This window comes from Paraburkholderia sp. Ac-20342, assembly GCF_017104985.1.
In the GTDB taxonomy this organism is placed as follows: Bacteria; Pseudomonadota; Gammaproteobacteria; order Burkholderiales; family Burkholderiaceae; genus Paraburkholderia.
In genome coordinates this window covers 100,669-117,800 of record NZ_JAAGPQ010000015.1, presented here as the reverse complement: position 1 = coordinate 117,800, position 17,132 = coordinate 100,669, and the positions used below count along the sequence as shown (strand labels likewise).

General features: G+C 61.8%; 17 protein-coding genes, 2 tRNA genes and 1 pseudogene. 18 read left to right on the top strand and 2 right to left on the bottom strand.

Annotated elements, in window-relative coordinates; translation table 11 throughout:
* Nucleotides 1–160: FAD-dependent oxidoreductase (locus G3N58_RS08885; protein WP_205998957.1), on the bottom strand; the 160-nt coding region annotated here is incomplete at its 3' end.
* 188 nt (nt 161–348) lie between these two features.
* Here G3N58_RS08885 and G3N58_RS08880 point away from each other — a divergent pair.
* Together G3N58_RS08880 and G3N58_RS08875 are read left to right on the top strand one after the other, a co-directional pair.
* Nucleotides 349–1,125, top strand: a complete 777-nt coding sequence (locus tag G3N58_RS08880; RefSeq protein ID WP_167043563.1) for an SDR family oxidoreductase — start codon at nt 349–351, stop codon at nt 1,123–1,125.
* A gap of 70 nt (nt 1,126–1,195) precedes the next feature.
* Complete coding sequence (locus G3N58_RS08875) at nt 1,196–1,624, top strand: thioesterase family protein (protein WP_240159026.1); 429 nt, start codon at nt 1,196–1,198, stop codon at nt 1,622–1,624.
* Between the two features lie 36 nt (nt 1,625–1,660).
* On the opposite strand, the gene G3N58_RS08870 is transcribed toward G3N58_RS08875, so the two are convergent.
* A complete protein-coding gene (locus tag G3N58_RS08870; protein WP_205998953.1) occupies nt 1,661–2,206 on the bottom strand; it encodes a LuxR C-terminal-related transcriptional regulator in 546 nt (181 codons plus the stop codon).
* A gap of 247 nt (nt 2,207–2,453) precedes the next feature.
* On the opposite strand from G3N58_RS08870, the gene G3N58_RS08865 reads away from it, so the two are divergent.
* From G3N58_RS08865 to G3N58_RS34100, 16 genes and pseudogenes are all read left to right on the top strand, one after another.
* Nucleotides 2,454–3,158 carry a CoA transferase subunit A gene (locus tag G3N58_RS08865; RefSeq protein WP_205988877.1) on the top strand — a complete coding sequence of 235 codons (705 nt, stop codon included), beginning with the start codon at nt 2,454–2,456 and terminating at the stop codon, nt 3,156–3,158.
* Nucleotides 3,159–3,160: 2 nt separating this feature from the next.
* The gene (locus G3N58_RS08860) at nt 3,161–3,802 is read left to right on the top strand and encodes a CoA transferase subunit B (RefSeq protein WP_167043555.1); all 642 of its coding nucleotides are present in this window, start codon (nt 3,161–3,163) and stop codon (nt 3,800–3,802) included.
* Nucleotides 3,803–4,105: 303 nt separating this feature from the next.
* The gene (locus tag G3N58_RS08855) at nt 4,106–5,020 is read left to right on the top strand and encodes an alpha/beta hydrolase (RefSeq protein WP_205998952.1); all 915 of its coding nucleotides are present in this window, start codon (nt 4,106–4,108) and stop codon (nt 5,018–5,020) included.
* An 84-nt stretch (nt 5,021–5,104) separates the two neighbouring features.
* A complete protein-coding gene (locus G3N58_RS08850; protein WP_205998951.1) occupies nt 5,105–5,458 on the top strand; it encodes a RidA family protein in 354 nt (117 codons plus the stop codon).
* 83 nt (nt 5,459–5,541) lie between these two features.
* Entirely contained in the window at nt 5,542–7,785 is a 2,244-nt protein-coding gene (locus G3N58_RS08845) for a bifunctional (p)ppGpp synthetase/guanosine-3',5'-bis(diphosphate) 3'-pyrophosphohydrolase (protein WP_167283280.1), read from the top strand.
* 153 nt (nt 7,786–7,938) lie between these two features.
* Nucleotides 7,939–8,015 (top strand) — tRNA-Val (locus tag G3N58_RS08840).
* 274 nt (nt 8,016–8,289) lie between these two features.
* Entirely contained in the window at nt 8,290–10,197 is a 1,908-nt protein-coding gene (gene thrS / locus G3N58_RS08835) for a threonine--tRNA ligase (RefSeq protein ID WP_167283279.1), read from the top strand.
* A 50-nt stretch (nt 10,198–10,247) separates the two neighbouring features.
* Nucleotides 10,248–10,772, top strand: a complete 525-nt coding sequence (infC, locus tag G3N58_RS08830; RefSeq protein ID WP_075643713.1) for a translation initiation factor IF-3 — start codon at nt 10,248–10,250, stop codon at nt 10,770–10,772.
* A 261-nt stretch (nt 10,773–11,033) separates the two neighbouring features.
* Nucleotides 11,034–11,231, top strand: a complete 198-nt coding sequence (gene rpmI / locus G3N58_RS08825; protein WP_167043545.1) for a 50S ribosomal protein L35 — start codon at nt 11,034–11,036, stop codon at nt 11,229–11,231.
* A 29-nt stretch (nt 11,232–11,260) separates the two neighbouring features.
* A complete protein-coding gene (rplT, locus tag G3N58_RS08820; RefSeq protein ID WP_006052502.1) occupies nt 11,261–11,620 on the top strand; it encodes a 50S ribosomal protein L20 in 360 nt (119 codons plus the stop codon).
* Nucleotides 11,621–11,778: 158 nt separating this feature from the next.
* On the top strand, nt 11,779–12,792 hold the full coding sequence (gene pheS / locus G3N58_RS08815; protein ID WP_167283278.1) for a phenylalanine--tRNA ligase subunit alpha: 1,014 nt from the start codon (nt 11,779–11,781) through the stop codon (nt 12,790–12,792).
* A 160-nt stretch (nt 12,793–12,952) separates the two neighbouring features.
* A complete protein-coding gene (pheT, locus tag G3N58_RS08810) occupies nt 12,953–15,388 on the top strand; it encodes a phenylalanine--tRNA ligase subunit beta (RefSeq protein WP_205998950.1) in 2,436 nt (811 codons plus the stop codon).
* A 65-nt stretch (nt 15,389–15,453) separates the two neighbouring features.
* The gene (locus G3N58_RS08805) at nt 15,454–15,864 is read left to right on the top strand and encodes an integration host factor subunit alpha (RefSeq protein WP_205192979.1); all 411 of its coding nucleotides are present in this window, start codon (nt 15,454–15,456) and stop codon (nt 15,862–15,864) included.
* A 44-nt stretch (nt 15,865–15,908) separates the two neighbouring features.
* Complete coding sequence (locus G3N58_RS08800) at nt 15,909–16,331, top strand: MerR family transcriptional regulator (protein WP_167043539.1); 423 nt, start codon at nt 15,909–15,911, stop codon at nt 16,329–16,331.
* 78 nt (nt 16,332–16,409) lie between these two features.
* Nucleotides 16,410–16,486 (top strand) — tRNA-Pro (locus tag G3N58_RS08795).
* A gap of 343 nt (nt 16,487–16,829) precedes the next feature.
* Nucleotides 16,830–17,040 (top strand): annotated as a pseudogene (locus G3N58_RS34100) (SET domain-containing protein-lysine N-methyltransferase); the annotation flags it as partial.
* Nucleotides 17,041–17,132 lie beyond the last annotated feature (92 nt).

Here is a 17,132-nt window from a genome sequence, read left to right as displayed (position 1 = left end):
TTTCGAGTACGCACACGCCAAGCTCGACGCCCTGCGCGGCGGCGCGCTGCTTCAGGCGGATCGCCGCCGACAGCCCGGCCGGGCCGCCGCCGACGATCACCACGTCGTATTCCATCGACTCGCGCGGGCCGTACTGCTCAATGAGACTTGCGGGGGTCATTGATGCTCCTCTTACCGTTAGAATGCTTTTTTCGGGTTCGTATTGTGGGCGATCGATCCCCGCACTGCAACCCGATGAACGTAGATTAGCACGATCGTTCTATTTCGTGATGCGGTATCGAACCGTCGCGACGGTCCGGCCGCACCCCGTCAACCGCAGTTGTCACCACAACCGAACAAGGAACGACAATGGGCCGTTCGATCAATCTGGAAGGCAAGGTCGCGCTGATCACCGGCGCCTCGAGCGGGTTGGGCAAGCGCTTCGCTCAGGTGTTGTCGCAGGCGGGCGCCAAGGTCGTACTGGCGAGCCGGCGTACCGAGCGTCTGAAGGAGTTGCGCGCGGAGATCGAGGCGTCCGGCGGCGCGGCGCACGTCGTGTCGCTCGACGTGACCGACTACCAGAGCATCAAGGCGGCCGTCGCGCATGCGGAGACCGAGGCCGGCACGATCGATATTCTCGTCAACAACTCGGGCGTGTCGACCACGCAGAAGCTCTCCGAGGTCACGCCCGCCGACTTCGAATACGTGTTCGACACGAACACGCGCGGCGCGTTTTTCGTCGCGCAGGAAGTCGCCAAGCGCATGATCATGCGCGGCAACAATGCGCAGAAACCGTCGTACCGGATCATCAACATCGCGTCGATGGCGGGGTTGCGCGTGCTGCCGCAAATCGGCCTCTATTCGATGAGCAAGGCCGCGGTCGTCCATATGACGAAGGCGATGGCGCTCGAATGGGGCAAGCACGGCATCAACGTGAACGCGATCTGCCCGGGTTATATCGACACGGAGATCAACCATCACCACTGGTCGACCGAGCAGGGGCAGAAGCTCGTGTCGATGCTGCCGCGTCATCGCGTCGGCAAGCCGGAAGATCTCGACGGGCTGCTGTTGCTGCTCGCGGCGGACGAATCGCAGTTCATCAACGGTTCGGTGATCGCGGCCGACGACGGCTTCGGGCTCGCCTGAGCGCGTCAGGGCGCGAGCTTTTTTCAACGTTTCAATGCTTCAAGACAGCAGGGAAGAACGGAAGTACAGAATGAGCGATTTTCACGCAGTTTTCGAAATGGCAATGCCGATTCGCTGGGGCGACATGGACGCGTTCGGCCACGTGAACAACACGGTTTACTTCCGCTACATGGAGCAGGTGCGGATTTCGTGGTTCGAGCAGATGGGTTTTCTCGGCGGCACCGAGGGGCAGGGGCCGGTCATCGTCAATGCGTCGATGGAGTTTCTGAAGCAGTTGCACTATCCGGGCGACGTGATCGGCCGGATGTCGGTGGCGACGCCGGGGCGCAGCAGCTTCGATACCGCGTTCGAACTCGTGCGCGCCGACGAACCCGATACGCTGTATGCGCGCGGCGCCGCGCGCTGCGTGTGGATCGACTATGCGGCGGGCAAGTCGGTGCCGGTGCCCGATTCGCTGCGTGCGGCGATCGAGCGTGCGGCGCTCGTGAAGGCGGCCTGACAGCGCACGCTACGCGCGGCGATCCGGTTCTTTCGCTCAATTCCCGAGCAGCCGCTGCAACAGCTCGGTCGCGTTTCCCGTTTCGTATTTACGCATGAGCCGCGCGCGGTACACGTCGACCGTGCGCGGGCTAATGTCGAGCACACGGCCGATCTGCTTGCTGGTCTTGCCGGTCACGAGTTGCGCGGCGATTTCGCGCTCGCGTGGCGTGAGTTCCACGGCGACGCGCCGTGTCGCGCTCAGATCCTCGAACGTCCAGACGCCCGCCGCGTGCGGGTCGGAGCGCTGCTGCGCGCGGCCCGTTACGTGGCACCAGAACAGTTCGCCGTTCGCGCGCTTCATGATGCGGTCGTCCGCGTAGCTGCCGTAGGCGGTCATGATCGGCGGAATGCGCGCGCCTATGCGCTCGAATTCATCGGCCGACGGATACAGCACCTGGAACGACTGGCCGATCAGCGCCTCGCGCGCGTAGCCGAAAATCGACGCGAGTTCGTCATTGCAGTCGTCGATAATCCTTTCGCGCGACAGCACGAGTCCGATCGGGGCAAGGTGAAACGCGGCGCGGTAATCGAGGGCGGGCATGGGCGGGCGGCAAGTACTTATGTATTTTTGCGTATTGTGCCGTATGGCGGGGCCAGCGTACTCTTTCGGGCAAATAACGGCGCGGCGCGATGCATACCGGTCGGGCCCGGCGCACGGGTCGCCGCGGATGGCTAGAATGAGGTAGCGGCATCATGGCGATGCCAGATTCGCCGTCAGCGATGCGAGCCGCAACGATCGGGCGGCCGGCGCTCCGGTTTCGGGTTTCCATAGAGGAAGGGACAAACTGATGAACAAGGTCTATCCGGGCGCCGCCGAGGCGCTGAAAGACATCGTCAAGGACGGGCAGACGTTCGCCGTCGGCGGCTTCGGGCTGTGCGGCATTCCCGAGGCGCTGATCGCGGCATTGCGCGATTCGAAGGTGCGGGACATCACCTGCATCAGCAACAACGCGGGCGTCGACGGTTTCGGCCTCGGCCTGCTGCTCGAAACGCGCCAGATCAGGAAGATGATCTCGTCGTACGTCGGCGAGAACAAGGAGTTCGAGCGCCAGTACCTGGCCGGCGAACTCGAACTCGAATTCACGCCGCAGGGCACGCTCGCCGAAAAGCTGCGCGCGGGCGGTTCGGGCATCCCGGCGTTTTTCACGAACACGGGCTACGGCACGCTGATCGCCGAGGGCAAGGAAACCCGCCAGTTCGGCGACAGGCAGTACGTGCTCGAACATTCGCTGACCGCCGACGTCGCGCTCGTCAAGGCATGGAAGGCCGACAAGTCGGGCAACCTGATCTACCGTCGCACCGCGCGCAACTTCAATCCGATGTGCGCGATGGCGGGCCGCATCACCGTCGCGGAAGTCGAGGAGATCGTCGAGGTGGGCGAGTTCGATCCGGACGCGATCCATACGCCGGGCATCTTCGTGCAGCGCATCGTGCTGAATGCGCATCCGGAAAAACGCATCGAACAACGTATCGTCCGCGCGAAAGGAGACTGATCATGGCATGGACTCGTGACGAAATGGCCGCGCGCGCGGCGCAGGAATTGCAGGACGGCTTCTACGTGAACCTCGGCATCGGTCTGCCGACGCTGGTCGCGAACCACGTGCCGCCGGGCGTCGAAGTGTGGCTGCAGTCGGAGAACGGCCTGCTCGGCATCGGCCCGTCGCCGACCGAGGAAGAAGTCGACGCGGATCTCATCAACGCGGGCAAGCAGACCGTGACCACGTTGCCGGGTTCGTCGATTTTCTCGTCGGCCGACTCGTTCGCGATGATTCGCGGCGGCCACATCAATCTGGCGATTCTCGGCGCGATGCAGATCAGCAAGAAGGGCGATCTCGCGAACTGGATGATCCCGGGCAAGATGATCAAGGGCATGGGCGGCGCGATGGACCTGGTCGCGGGCGTCAAGCGCGTGGTCGTGCTGATGGAGCATGTCGCGAAGGGCGACCAGCACAAGATTCTCGAAGAGTGCACGTTGCCGCTGACGGGCGTGGGTGTGGTCGACGAGATCATTACCGACCTCGGCGTGATCGAAGTGACCGATGCCGGCCTGAAGGTGATCGAACTGGCGCCGGGCGTGACGGTCGACGAGATCAAGGCGAAGACCGGCGCGTCGCTCGACGTGAGCGCGGTGAGCTGAGCTTGTGGTGACATTGCCGCTTCGCTTGAGACAGGCGGGGCGGTGATAGGCGGTTTTTGGGGCGGGCGAGACGCGAGTCTCGCCCGTTCTGTTTTTGTGCATTCGAATCTTGCATGCCGTCCTACGCCTTCCGGCTAATCCTTGTCGCGCGGCGAAGCGGTTTACAATCGTCGGCAGATCGAGCACATGATGATTTTCGTTGTGATGTCAGTCATATCGCTACCGTAGCGAGCTGTGTTCAAGATCCCGCGTTCAGGATCCCGTGTTCAAGACCCATCAGCCGCGCCTTTGCAAGGACCTCAGATGACCGCAACGACTTCCGCTTCCACCGCCGGGCGGCCCGAGCCGCGTCAACGTTACGTGCAGTGCGCGAGCGCCGCCGGGCTGCATCGCGTCGCCTATACCGAATGGGGTGACCCGGACAATCCGCGCGTGCTGGTGTGCGTGCATGGACTTACGCGATCGGGGCGCGATTTCGACCGCCTCGCCGCCGACTTCGCCGAGACCTATCGCGTCGTCTGCCCGGACGTGGTCGGTCGGGGCTTGTCGTCGTGGCTCGCGAACCCCAACTTATACGGAGTGCCGCAGTTCGTCGCCGACATGGTCACGCTGATCGCGCGGCTCGACGTCGAGAGCGTCGACTGGTTCGGCACGTCGATGGGCGGTTTGATCGGCATGGGGCTCGCCGGTCTGCCCGCAACGCCGATCCGCAAGATGCTGCTGAACGACGTCGGGCCGCACCTCGAACCGGCGGCCGTGAAGCGTATCGGCGACTACCTCGGCAAACCGGTGCGTTTCGAAACGCTGCAGCAAGGTATCGATTACGCCGCTGAACTTGCGCAAAGCTTCGGTCCGCTCACGCCGGACGAATGGCGCGAAATCAATACGCCGCTTTTGCGCGAACAGGACGGTGCGTGGGTGCTGCGCTACGACCCGCGCATCGCGCAGCCGTTTGCGGCGGTGACCGAAGACGCCGCGAAGCTCGGCGAGGCCGCGCTCTGGCATTCGCTCGCAGCGTTCCAGGGACCGGTGCTCGTGGTGCGTGGCGAGCAGTCCGATCTGCTCTCACGTGAAACCGTCGCGAAGATGGTGGCGAGCGGCCCCGCCGTATCGAGCGTGGAGATTCCCGGCGTCGGACACGCGCCGGCATTTCTCGCGGCAGACCAGATCGCGATCGCGCGGCGGTTCTTCATCGGTGACGGCGCGAACGCGTCATAATATTAGGCTCCGCGTGGCATGGACCGTTCGTGGCCAGTGTCGCGCGGAATGCATTTCGACCAACCTACCCGTTCAGGATTTTTTATGGCAGTCATTCGTCATCACGTCGGCAAGCGTCTTTCCGAAATCGCCCTGCATAACGGCACCGTGTATCTCGCGGGGCAGATCGCCGAAGACACGGATCAGGACATCACGGGTCAGACGCGCGAGGTACTCGGCCACATCGACCGTCTGCTGGCTGAGGTGAACAGCGACAAGTCGCAACTGTTGTCGGTGCAGATCTACATCTCGGACATGGTGCACTTCGCCGGCATGAACGCAGTGTGGGACGAGTGGGTCGCGCAGGGCGACACGCCGCCGCGCGCCACCGTCGAGGCGAAGCTCGCGAACCCGAAGTGCCTCGTCGAAATCGTCGTGGTCGCGGCGCAGCACGGCTAGGCCACGCCCAACGCTGCATGCCCGTTACGCAGTACCGTTGTTGCAATCCCGTTGATTCGTCTGGCCCGGCGGGCCGTCGCACCATGAATACCGAAACCGTTACGAACGCGCCACATCCCCATCCGTCCTTCGACGAAGCGATGGCGTTCGTACGCGAGCATGCGGGCGAGGTGCGGCTGTCGTCGGGCGAACTGCTCGCGGATCACGCGGCGGGCACGGCGTCGATCATGCGCACGCTCAACGTCGATCCGCCGGCCGTGCTGGCCGCGGCGCTGTTTGCGCTGACGCCGCATCTGCGCGATCCCGAGCGCGTGATCGCCGACAACTTCGGCGAGGAAGTCGCGCAACTGGTCGGCGACGTGCGCAAGCTGCTGCGTCTCGGCACGGTCAGCCTGCGCGCGGCGCAGAATGCGATGCCCGAAGCCGGGCGCGATGCGCAGGCCGCGCGCCGTGCCCAGGTCGAGGCGCTGCGCAAGATGCTGCTCGCGTTCGCACAGGACATCCGCGTGGTGCTGATTCGGCTCGCCTCGCGCCTGCAGTCGCTGCGCTATTACGCGGCGGCAAAAGTCACGCCGTCGCCCGACGTGGCGCGCGAGACGCTCGATATCTACGCGCCGCTCGCGAACCGTCTCGGCATCTGGCAACTGAAGTGGGAACTCGAAGATCTTGCGTTCCGCTTCGAAGAGCCGGCCACGTACAAGCGCATCGCGAAGCTGCTCGACGAGAAGCGTGTCGAGCGCGAGAGCTATGTCGCGCAGGCGATCGAACGATTGCAGCAGGAGCTGGCCGCCGCGCATATTCATGCCGAAGTGAGTGGCCGGCCGAAGCATATCTACAGCATCTGGCGCAAGATGCGCGGCAAGGAACTCGATTTCGCCGAGCTTTACGATGTGCGCGCATTCCGTGTGATCGTGCCGGATATCAAGGACTGCTACACCGTGCTCGGTATCGTGCACAACCTGTGGCAGCCGGTGCCGAGAGAGTTCGACGACTACATCTCGCGGCCGAAGCCGAACGGCTACAAGTCGCTGCACACGGTCGTGATCGGCGACGACGGCCGCGCGTTCGAAGTGCAGATCCGCACGCAGGAAATGCATCGCTTCGCCGAATATGGCGTGGCCGCGCACTGGCGCTACAAGGAAGCGGGCGCGCGCGGTTACGGCGGCACCTTCGCAGCGAACGAGAAGTATGACGAGAAGATCGCATGGTTGCGCCAACTGCTTGCGTGGAAGGACGAAGTGTCCGAGGGCGAGCATGGCGCGGAGCGCGCGGCGCAGCCGTGGGAGCAACTGCGTCAGGCCACGCTCGATGACGACCATATCTACGTATTGACGCCGCAGGCGCGCGTGATCCCGTTGCCGCACGGCGCGACGCCGCTCGACTTCGCGTATCACCTGCACAGCGAGCTCGGGCATCGCTGCCGCGGCGCACGCGTCGACGGCGCGATGGTGCCGCTCAACACGGCATTGCAGAACGGGCAGACGGTCGAGATCGTCGCGGTGAAGGAGGGTGGTCCGTCGCGCGACTGGCTCAACCCGCAGCTCGGCTATCTGCAGAGTTCGCGCGCGCGGCAGAAAGTGCGCGCGTGGTTCAACGCGGTCGATTTGCAGGAGCACATCGCGAACGGGCGCGCGATGGTCGAAAAGACCTTGCAGCGCGAGGGCAAGACCTCGGTCAATCTCGATCAGCTGGCGGCTCGGCTCGGCTTCAAGACCACCGACGATCTGTTCTCCGTGGTCGGCAAGGAAGAGTTCAGCCTGCGGCTCGTCGAGCAGGCGCTGCACGATGCGCCGCCGCCCGCGCCCGAGGTCGATGCACCGGAGAAATTCGAGAAGCGCAGCAGCGGTGCGAGCGTCGCGCGCGGCGCGTCCACTGGCGTGCTCGTGGTCGGCGTCGACGCGTTGCTCACGCAGCTCGCGCGTTGCTGCCGGCCGGCGCCGCCCGACGATATCAGCGGCTTTGTCACGCGCGGCAAGGGCATGTCGGTACACCGCAGCGACTGCGCGACGTTCCGCCGTATGGCCGAGCGCGCGCCGGAGCGCGTGCTGCAAACGGCATGGTCGGCGGATGTGATGAGCGGGCGCGGCCACTCGGTCTATCCGGTCGATCTCAGCATCGAAGCGACGGATCGGCAAGGACTGCTGCGCGACATTTCCGAAGTGTTTGCGCGGGAAAAGATGAACGTGATCGGCGTGAAGACGCAATCGCGCCGCAACGCCGCGTTCATGCAATTTACCGTCGAGGTGTCGAGTTCCGCGCAGATTCAGCGCGCGTGCACGCTGCTCGGCGAAGTGACGGGCGTGGTGCGGGCGTCGCGCAAGAACTGAGGCGCGTGATGCGTTGCGAGGGTTTGCAGGGCAAGCGCTCGCGCGTCCGTTCGATGAACGGAAATACTGCTCGCGACCTCAACGTGAAATTTAAAGTCTCCGCATAAAAGTACTTGCCAAGTTTTTCTGGACCCCATATACTCTCGTTTCTTCAGGCTCGTAGCTCAGCTGGTTAGAGCACCACCTTGACATGGTGGGGGTCGTTGGTTCGAGTCCAATCGAGCCTACCAACGAAAAAGAAATTCCGGCTTGGCCGGGGTTTCGCAAACTGCAGTAAGCGCCTTGGCGCAAAAAGGCCGGATACGGCTGAGGGCGAAACGGTTATGGCACCGCGAACGTTGACCGAAACTACTTCGGAGCGACGCTAGTCGAGGACCACTTTCGCCAATGTAGTTTGCAAGAAGTGTGAATGCGGCCCCTCGAAAGCGGGGCCGCATTTTTTTTGTCTTTTTCTTTTTTGACCTGCTTGTATGTGCCGCGCCGGTCGGCACCACGGAGAACGCAATGGTTTCGATACGTTTGCCTGACGGTTCTGTTCGACAGTACGAGCATCCGGTGACCGTCGCCGAAGTGGCCGCCTCGATCGGCCCCGGCCTCGCGAAAGCCGCGCTCGGCGGAAAAATCGACGGCGAGCTCGTCGACACGTCCGCGCTGATCGATCGCGACGTGGCGCTTGCCATCGTCACCGAAAAGGACGCAGACGGTCTTGATATCATCCGCCACTCGACGGCGCACCTGCTTGCGTACGCGGTGAAGGATCTGTACCCGGAAGCGCAGGTCACGATCGGGCCGGTCATCGACAACGGCTTCTATTACGACTTTTCCTACAACCGTCCCTTCACGCCGGAAGATCTCGACAAGATCGAGAAGCGCATGCAGGAGCTCGCGAAGAAGGACGAGCCGGTGTCGCGCCGCGTGGTGTCGCGCGACGAGGCGGTCGAGTATTTCAAGAGCATCGGCGAAAAATACAAGGCCGAGCTCATCGAGGCGATTCCCGCCAGCGACGAAATCAAGCTGTACTCGCACGGCGGCTTCACGGACCTGTGCCGTGGCCCGCACGTGCCGTCCACGGGCAAGCTGAAGGTCTTCAAGCTGATGAAGGTCGCGGGTGCGTACTGGCGCGGCGACTCGAAGAACGAGCAACTGCAGCGCATTTACGGTACGGCCTGGACGAAGAAGGAAGATCAGGAAGCGTATCTGCACATGCTCGAAGAAGCCGAGAAGCGCGACCACCGCAAGCTCGGCAAGCAGCTCGACCTGTTCCACATGCAGGACGAGTCGCCGGGCATGGTGTTCTGGCATCCGCGCGGCTGGACGCTGTGGCAGCAGGTCGAGCAGTACATGCGCCGTCGCGTGAACGACGCGGGCTACCTCGAAATCAAGACGCCGATGATCATGGACCGCTCGCTGTGGGAGGCGTCGGGTCACTGGCAGAACTATCGTGAAAACATGTTCACGACGGAATCGGAAAAGCGCGACTACGCGATCAAGCCGATGAACTGCCCCGGTCACGTGCAGGTGTTCAATCACGGTTTGCGCTCGTATCGCGATCTGCCGCTGCGTTATGCGGAGTTCGGTTCGTGCCATCGCAACGAGTCGTCGGGCGCGCTGCATGGCCTGATGCGCGTGCGCGGCTTCGTGCAGGACGACGCGCATATTTTCTGTACCGAAGACCAGTTCATCAGCGAATCGATCGCGTTCAACACGCTGGCGATGAGCGTCTATCGTGACTTCGGCTTCGACAATGTCGAGATCAAGCTTTCGTTGCGCCCCGACGCGCGCGCCGGCACCGACGAAACCTGGGATCGCGCGGAGCAGGGTTTGCGCGAGGCGCTGACGGCCTGCGGCGTGACCTGGGAAGAGCTGCCGGGCGAGGGCGCGTTCTACGGCCCGAAGGTCGAATATCACATCAAGGACGCGCTTGGCCGCTCGTGGCAGTGCGGCACGTTGCAGCTCGACATGGTGTTGCCGGAGCGTCTTGGCGCCGAATATGTCGCCGAGGACAACAGCCGCCGCCGCCCGATCATGCTGCACAGGGCAATCGTCGGATCAATGGAACGTTTCCTCGGGATTCTGATCGAGCACCATGCTGGTGCAATGCCCGCGTGGCTCGCGCCGATGCAGGTCGTCGTCATGAATATCGCGGAAAGTCAGGCCGAATATGCGCAGTCTCTAGCCCAATCGTTGCAAAAACAAGGGGTTAGAGTTGAGGCTGATTTGCGCAACGAGAAGATTAGCTATAAAATACGCGAGCACACGCTGGAAAAGGTCCCGTACCTGCTCGTGGTCGGCGACAAAGAGCGTGAAGCACAAACGGTAGCCGTGCGTGCCCGTGGCGGTGTCGATCTGGGTGTGATGCCTGTCGATACCTTCATTGAGCGTCTGCGCCAGGGCGTGCAGTCGTTCAATTGAGCCACTTGGCAGCCCGGCTCGTTTTTTTTAATTTTTAGAGGAAACGTAACATCGCTACTGATAAGTCTGCGCACCGCATCAACGGTGAAATTACAGCACCCGAGGTGCGACTGGTCGGGGTCGAGAACGAACCGCTCGGCATCGTGAAACTCGCTGATGCGTTCCGTATGTCGGAGCAGCAGGACGTGGATCTGGTTGAAATCGCGCCGCAAGCGGTTCCGCCGGTTTGCCGTTTGATGGACTACGGCAAGTTCAAGTACCAGGAAGCGAAGAAGCAACACGAGGCCAAGCTCAAGCAGAAGGTGATCCAGGTCAAGGAAGTCAAATTCCGCCCGGGTACCGACGACGGTGACTACAACGTCAAGCTGCGCAACCTTGTTCGCTTCCTCGAAGACGGCGACAAGACGAAAATCACGTTGCGTTTCCGTGGCCGCGAAATGGCTCACCAGGAAATCGGCATGCGCATGCTCGAACGCCTGCGCACCGACCTCGACGAAGTCGGTCAGGTCGAGCAGATGCCGAAAATGGAAGGGCGCCAGATGATCATGGTGCTCGCGCCGAAGAAAAAGAAGTAAGCGCAAGGCAGTTGGCCGGAGCGGCGGCGCACCATGTGGTGCGCGCTTCGGTGGCAAAAATTTGCAAGGTGCCGTGCCGGGTGTCTGTCACGGTATCGGAAGGTTTCGGAACGGCGCACATGCAAGTAGTGTGCGATGGTTCCCGAAAAGCGGCCGCTGGCGGTATCGGCGGTTTGCATACCAAGTGGAATGGGTTTCGAAGGGCGGGAAATGGCCAACTGGCCGACCGCACACCCATATCCATCTAATAATGGAGTTGTCATGCCGAAGATGAAGACCAAGAAGAGCGCTGCAAAGCGTTTCGTGGTGCGTCCGGGCGGTACCGTCAAGCGCGGTCAGGCCTTCAAGCGTCACATTCTTACCAAGAAGACCACCAAGAACAAACGCCATCTGCGCGGCTCCACGGCAGTTCATGATTCCAATCTGAACTCCGTTCGCGCAATGCTGCCGTTCGCTTAACCCTTAACCGACACTCATAGGAGCGAAACATGCCTCGAGTAAAACGTGGGGTTACCGCACGGGCCCGTCACAAGAAGATCATCAAGCTGGCCAAGGGTTACCGCGGCCGTCGCAATAACGTCTATCGCATCGCCAAGCAGGCGGTCATGCGTGCAGGCCAGTACGCCTACCGCGATCGTCGCAACAAGAAGCGTGTGTTCCGCGCACTGTGGATCACGCGTATCAACGCGGCGGTGCGTCAGCACGACATGACGTACAGCGTGTTCATCAACGGCCTGAAGAAGGCGTCGATCGAACTGGACCGCAAGGTGCTGGCCGACATGGCTGTGTTCGACAAGGCTGCTTTTGCTGCGATCGTTCAGCAGGTGAAAGCCGCCGTTGCAGCCTGATTGCGCTTCTGGCAATTAAAACTGCGTGGTTCGTTGCAGCGAACATCCGGTAGTCCCGGTGACGCTGCAACAAAAACGGGGCTCCTCACCGAGCCCCGTTTTTGTTGGTAGAACCAGTTTTGTTTCGATAGAACACTGACGTTGAAATGATGGGATCAATGGATCTGGACCAGATTGTCGCCGACGCGCAAAAAGCCTTCGCAGAAGCCTCCGATGTCACCACCCTCGAAAACGAGAAAGCGCGCTTTCTCGGTAAGTCGGGTGCGTTGACCGAGCTGTTGAAAGGGCTTGGCAAACTCGATCCCGAAACGCGCAAGACCGAAGGCGCACGGATCAACCTCGTCAAGCAACAGGTCGAAGCCGCGCTGACGGCACGCCGTCAGGCGCTTGCCGAGGCGCTGCTGAACCAGCGCCTCGCCGCCGAAGCGATCGACGTCACGCTGCCGGGCCGCGGTGCCGGCGCGGGTAGCCTGCACCCGGTGATGCGCACCTGGGAGCGCGTTGAACAGATTTTCCGTACGATCGGATTCGATGTGGCCGACGGCCCCGAGATCGAAACCGACTGGTACAACTTCACCTCGCTGAACAGCCCGGAAAACCATCCGGCGCGTTCGATGCAGGACACCTTCTACGTCGACGGCAAGGACGCCGACGGTCGCCAGCTGCTGCTGCGCACGCATACGAGCCCGATGCAGGTGCGTTACGCACGCACCAACACGCCGCCGATCAAGGTGATCGTGCCGGGCCGCACGTATCGAGTGGACAGCGACGCGACGCATTCGCCGATGTTCAACCAGGTCGAAGGCCTGTGGATCGACGAGAACATCAGCTTCGCGGACCTGAAGGGCGTCTACACCGATTTCCTGAAGAAATTCTTCGAGCGCGACGACATTCTCGTGCGCTTCCGTCCGTCGTATTTCCCGTTCACCGAACCGTCGGCCGAGATCGATATGCTGTTCGAAACGGGCAAGAACGCCGGCAAGTGGCTCGAAATTTCGGGCTCGGGCCAGGTTCACCCGACCGTGATCCGCAACATGGGGCTCGACCCGGAGCGCTACATCGGCTTTGCTTTCGGCAGCGGCCTCGAGCGTCTCACGATGCTGCGTTACGGTGTGCAGGACCTGCGCCTGTTCTTCGAAAACGACCTGCGTTTCCTGCGTCAATTCGCATGAACCGGCGCGCGCGAGCGCGACAACGCATAGAACGCGGCAGCGCACCCGGTGCGCGCCGCGAGCGTCTCCGGCAGTGCCTGCCGAACCGGCGCACGACCGCCGAGTTGCACGAAGCATCTGCCGGACGTGGACCTAACCTGATCAGAACGTACACAGAACCATGCAATTTCCGGAATCCTGGCTCAGAACTTTTGTCGATCCGCAACTGACCACCGACGAGCTGTCGCACGCGTTGACGATGGCGGGTCTCGAAGTCGAAGACCTGCGGCCGGCCGCGCCGCCGACCTCGAAGATCGTCGTCGGCCAGGTGCTGGAAGTGGTCAAGCACCCGGATGCGGACAAGCTCAACGTGTGTCAGGTCAACGCCGGCACCGGCGCGACGCTGAACATCGTGTGCGGCGCGCCGAATGTTGCGCCGGGCATCAAGGTGCCGGTCGCGCTGGTGGGCGCACAACTGCCGCCGGTCGAAGAGGGCGGCGCGCCGTTTGCGATCAAGCTGTCGAAGCTGCGCGGCGTGGAAAGCCAGGGCATGCTGTGCTCGGCGCGCGAGCTGAAGCTCTCGGAAGATCATAGCGGCCTCATGATCCTGCCGGAAGATACGCCGATCGGCCAGGACATCCGCGAGACGCTCAATCTCGACGACACCGTTTTCGAAATCAAGCTCACGCCGAACAAGGCCGACTGCCTGTCGGTCTTCGGCGTCGCGCGCGAAACGTCGGCGATTACCGGCGCACCGCTGCGCCCGCTCGACATCAAGCCGGCTCCGATCAAGCTTAGCGAAACGCTGCCCGTGAAAATCTCGGCGCCCGATCTGTGCGGCCGTTTCTCGGGCCGTGTGATCCGCGGCGTCAATGCGCGCGCGAAGTCGCCGCAATGGATGGTCGAGCGTCTCGAACGCTCGGGCCAGCGCAGCATCTCCGCGCTCGTCGATATCTCGAACTACGTGATGCTCGAACTGGGGCGGCCGTCGCACGTGTTCGATCTCGACAAGATTCACGGCGGCATGGACGTGCGCTGGGGCCGCAAGGGCGAAACGCTGAAGCTGCTGAACGGCAACACGGTCGAACTCGACGAAACGGTCGGCGTGATTGCCGACGAGCAGCATATCGAAAGCCTCGCGGGCATCATGGGCGGCGACAGCACCGCGGTCACGCTCGACACCACCAACATCTATCTCGAAGCCGCGTTCTGGTGGCCCGATAGCATTCGCGGCCGCTCGCGCAAGTACAACTTCTCGACCGATGCGGGCCATCGCTTCGAGCGCGGCGTCGACTACGCGATGACCGTCGAGCATATCGAGCGCATCACGCAACTGATCCTCGACATCTGCGGCGGCGAAGCGGGTCCGGTGGATGACCAGACCGTCAACGTGCCGAAGCGCGAACCCGTGAAGATGCGTGTCGCGCGCGCGAACCGCATCATCGGCGTGGCGATCGGCGCAGAGGACATCGCGCAGATTTTCACGCGCCTCGGCCTCTCGTTCGAACGCGACGGCGATACGTTCTCGGTGATGCCGCCGTCGTACCGCTTCGATATCGAGATCGAAGAGGACCTGATCGAGGAAGTCGCGCGCATCTACGGCTTCGAAAAGATTCCGGCTCACCCGCCGGTCGCGACGAGCGAAATGCGTGCGACCCACGAGACGCAGCGCTCGATCCATGTGATCCGCCACGCGCTTGCCGCGCGCGATTACGCGGAAACGGTGAACTTCAGTTTCGTCGACGCCGAATGGGAGCAGGACTTCGCGGGCAATAGCAATCCGGTGCGTCTGCTCAATCCGATCGCGAGCCAGTTGTCGGTGATGCGCACGACGCTGTTCGGCAGCCTGATCCACGTATTGCGCACGAACCTGAACCGTCGCGCCGCGGACCGCGTGCGCGTGTTCGAAGCCGGTCGCGTGTTCCTGCACGATCCGTCGATCAAGGCCGGCGAGCTGACCGTCGAAGGCTTTGCGCAGCCGAAGATGATCGGCGCGCTTGCCTATGGTGCCGCGCTCGAAGAGCAGTGGGGCACGCCGGCACGCGCGGTCGACTTTTTCGATGTGAAGGGCGATCTCGAAGCGCTGGTCGCACCCGCGGTTGCGCGTTTCGTGAAGGCCGAGCATCCGGCGCTGCATCCGGGACGCAGCGCGCGTATCGAATTGAATGGCCGCGCGGTGGGTTGGGTCGGCGAATTGCATCCGCGCTGGATGCAAAAATATGATTTGCCGCATGCGCCGATTCTGTTTGAAATCGAAGCGGAAGCATTAATGCAGCGGATATTGCCGATTCCGTCGGAAGTTTCAAAATTCCCGCCGGTTCGACGTGATATTGCGGTGGTCGTCGATCAGAAAATCGAGGTTCAGGCGCTGCTCGACGAGCTTCAGAAGGCCCAGTCCGAACCGGCCTGCAAGGCTGTCCAGAAGGTTGCACTTTTCGACGAATTCCGTCCAAAATCAAATACTTCCGGTGGTCTGGCCGCGCACGAGAAAAGCCTTGCGTTCCGGGTGACCTTGCAAGATACTGGCGGAACCCTTCAGGATGAAACGGTCGATCTGGCCATTCAAACTCTGGTGGAACGTCTTGCTCGAGTATATGGCGCACGGTTGCGCGGATAACCCGCAACAATTGCACGGCTGTTTCCGCATCCATTGTTTTATGTTTGGCGCGCCATTTGATAGATATGAATGAAATGAACTCGAGTGATTTCGAAGCCCTTCTTACGGCGCAGCGTAGCGCCATGATTCGAGATATTCCGACATCACCCGCCGCCGTTTCCGCTGAAACGCCGACACTGACCAAGGCGGAACTTGCCGAGTTGCTGTTCGACAATGTCGGGCTCAACAAGCGGGAAGCCAAGGACATGGTCGAAGCGTTCTTCGAGGTGATTCGCGATGCACTCGAGAGCGGCGACAGCGTAAAGCTGTCCGGGTTCGGCAACTTCCAGTTGCGCGACAAGCCCCAGCGTCCCGGCAGAAACCCGAAGACGGGCGAGGCGATTCCGATCGCCGCGCGCCGCGTTGTGACGTTTCATGCAAGTCAAAAGCTGAAAGCGCTGGTGGAGAACGGCGCCGAGGCGAGCTTCGCGCGCTGATCGCCTGGCGCGCTTTCCGCGCAACCCATCACGGCTGACCGAAGATGACCGCGACGATCGAAAAAGTCGTCTTGCCTCCGATTCCGGCGAAGCGCTACTTCACGATTGGTGAGGTCAGCGAACTATGTGGCGTGAAGCCTCATGTGCTGCGTTACTGGGAGCAGGAATTCACCCAGTTGAAGCCGGTCAAGCGGCGCGGCAATCGCCGCTATTACCAGCATCATGAAGTGCTGCTGATCCGTCGGATCCGCGAGTTGCTGTACGAGCAGGGGTTCACGATCAACGGGGCGCGCAACCGGCTCGATGCGCATGGCGGTCATGCACCGCAGGATGAAGAGGGCGCGGCGACTGCCGAGGGCGAGGGGGCGGTAGCGCAGGTGGCTTCATCAACTACGGTGACGGCAGTGGTCGATGTCGAGCAGTTGCGCAAGGAACTGCAGAACGTGATCGATCTGCTAGGCCACTAGTTCGGACGGTTCTTCCTTGCTTTGTTCGTGCGGGGCAGTTCTAATCGAATCAAGTGTCTGTTATAATTTTCTTCTGTTCGGGGCGTAGCGCAGCCTGGTAGCGTACCTGCATGGGGTGCAGGTGGTCGGAGGTTCAAATCCTCTCGCCCCGACCAAAAAATCAACGGCTTACAGACGATTGTCTGTAAGCCGTTTTTCTTTGCCTCAATTTTTACCCCCACTTTTTACCCCACCATCTTTACCTTCTTTTTGCATTACGGAGAGGGCAAAGGCGTGTTAGCGACGGCGCTACCGATCACGGATAAGGCAAGTCGACCTCATTGCTCGCCGTTGGCCATGAGCAAGGAATCGCCTATCTCCGCGCAGCGCATAGTACAGGCTGATTTCGCAACCTGTGGTTGTTCGACTCTCCCCGTCTTCGCCAGTAGGCGGCCAATTTAGCCGAAACAAAAAGAGCTTCGTATTGTTGCCAGCGTCGCTGGGCGGTAGAGCGCAGCTGTGGCAAGCGAGCGGCTCACCGAGTGCGTAGGCGAAGTGACCAGTTGGCGCCGCGCGACCGCCCGTCATCGATCCGAGACAGGACGCACCTTCGTCTTCGGATTCTTTCGAATCGGCAGGTCGTCGGCGGCAGCAGCGGCAACAGCGCGCGCTCATTAACCACGCATGCGCGCTAAACTGCCAGGCCATAGAGATGGGCGAGCTGGTCTTTTTCATGTTCATCATTCTCGGGTACATCTGGACCATTTCGCCGCGGGCGATCCGTTGTCGGGAAGTGGTTGGGCGGAACATTTATTGACCGCC